Origin of the sequence: Methylocucumis oryzae (assembly GCF_000963695.1) — a bacterium.
GTDB classification, from domain to species: domain Bacteria; phylum Pseudomonadota; class Gammaproteobacteria; order Methylococcales; family Methylomonadaceae; genus Methylovulum; species Methylovulum oryzae.
In genome coordinates this window covers 1-1,531 of record NZ_LAJX01000370.1, presented here as the reverse complement: position 1 = coordinate 1,531, position 1,531 = coordinate 1, and the positions used below count along the sequence as shown (strand labels likewise).

At 40.6% G+C, this 1,531-nt stretch carries 4 protein-coding genes; all 4 read left to right on the top strand.

The annotated features are described in order from the left end of the window. The first annotated feature begins 21 nt into the window (after positions 1–21). A complete protein-coding gene (locus tag VZ94_RS21730) occupies positions 22–528 on the top strand; it encodes an Rpn family recombination-promoting nuclease/putative transposase (RefSeq protein ID WP_045780847.1) in 507 nt (168 codons plus the stop codon). Next, entirely contained in the window at positions 525–863 is a 339-nt protein-coding gene (locus tag VZ94_RS31335) for a PD-(D/E)XK nuclease family transposase (RefSeq protein ID WP_275575361.1), read from the top strand. The genes VZ94_RS21730 and VZ94_RS31335 overlap by 4 nt, the downstream gene beginning before the upstream one ends. Continuing rightward, entirely contained in the window at positions 845–1,438 is a 594-nt protein-coding gene (locus tag VZ94_RS31330; protein WP_275575360.1) for an Rpn family recombination-promoting nuclease/putative transposase, read from the top strand. Before VZ94_RS31335 ends, VZ94_RS31330 begins: the two co-directional genes overlap by 19 nt. After that, positions 1,435–1,531: PD-(D/E)XK nuclease family transposase (locus VZ94_RS33025; protein ID WP_192828703.1), on the top strand; the 97-nt coding region annotated here is incomplete at its 3' end. The genes VZ94_RS31330 and VZ94_RS33025, both read left to right, overlap by 4 nt.

Genomic DNA, 1,531 nt, shown 5'->3' with positions numbered 1-1,531 from the left:
TTTTGAATTGATGCCGGTGTATTGCATTGCCATTCTCAATTTTTTCGCTATGATGAAACCGAAGAGCTGGCAAAGTTTCGCCGGGATGTGTGTTTAAAAGACCAAGATGGCGACGTGTTTTTTGACAAGTTGCATTTTAAGTTTTTACAAATGCCATTATTTACCAAGCAAGAACATGAATTAGCGACGCATTTTGATAAATGGGTGTACTTCTTAAAGCACCTGGAAAGCTTAGACCATATTCCGGCCATTTTAAATGAGCCTATTTTCCAAAAAGGTTTTGAAATCGCCGAGTTAGCAAATTTAAGCCCTAGGCAATTTGACGCTTACCAAAAAAGCTTATTGGAGTATTGGGATGTGGAAAACGTCAGTGAAACGGCATTTGAAGATGGACTAAATAAAGGCTTAGTAAGAGGGCGAGCCGAAGCTCAACAAGCCATGGCTAAAACCATGTTAGCCGAAGGTTTAGGTGTCGAATTAATCGCCAAAATCACTGGCTTAAGCTCCAGCGAGATTGAGCAGCTATGAGCGCGAAGTACCTTAATCCTTATACCGACTTTGGTTTTAAACGCTTATTTGGCGAAGAAGCCAGCAAAGATTTGCTGATTGATTTTTTAAACCAATTATTACCGGCGCATCATCAAATCGCCGAACTGAGCTTTAAGAATCCAGAAAAACTACCGAGCACGCCGAAAGAGCGCAAAGCGATTTTTGATATTTATTGCCAAGCGCGTAATGGTCAACGCTTTATCGTCGAAATGCAAAAAGCGCGGCTGAACTTTTTTCAAAGACCGGGCGTTGTTTTATTCGACGTTTTCCAATCAAAGAACAAGCCCAAAAAGGGGTGTGGAATTTTGAATTGATGCCGGTGTATTGCATTGCCATTCTCAATTTTCGCTATGATGAAACCGAAGAGCTGGCAAAGTTTCGCCGGGATGTGTGTTTAAAAGACCAAGATGGCGACGTGTTTTTTGACAAGTTGCATTTTAAGTTTTTACAAATGCCATTATTTACCAAGCAAGAACATGAATTAGCGACGCATTTTGATAAATGGGTATATTTCTTAAAACATCTGGAGAGCCTAGACCATATTCCGACCATTTTAAACGAGCCTATTTTCCAAAAAGGTTTTGAAATCGCTGAATTAGCCCATTTAAGTGCTAAACAATTTGACGCTTACCAAAAAAGCTTATTGGAGTATTGGGATGTGGAAAACGTCAGTGAAACAGCATTTGAAGATGGACTAAATAAAGGTATAGTCAAAGGGCTAGCACAAGGGTTAGTGCAGGGACGTATAGAAGGGAAATTAGAAGGTAAAATAGAAGGCCAACGCGAAGCCCAACAAGCCATGGCTAAAACCATGCTAGCCGAAGGTTTAGGTGTCGAATTAATCGCCAAAATCACTGGCTTAAGCTCCAGCGAGATTGAGCAGCTATGAGCGCGAAGTACCTTAATCCTTATACCGACTTTGGTTTTAAACGCTTATTTGGCGAAGAAGCCAGCAAAGATTTGCTGATTGATTTTTTAAACC

Excerpts from the sequence above, each read along its gene's own strand:
- VZ94_RS31335 (WP_275575361.1), top strand. The coding sequence starts at position 525 with ATGAGCGCGAAGTACCTTAATCCTTATACCGACTTTGGTTTTAAACGC.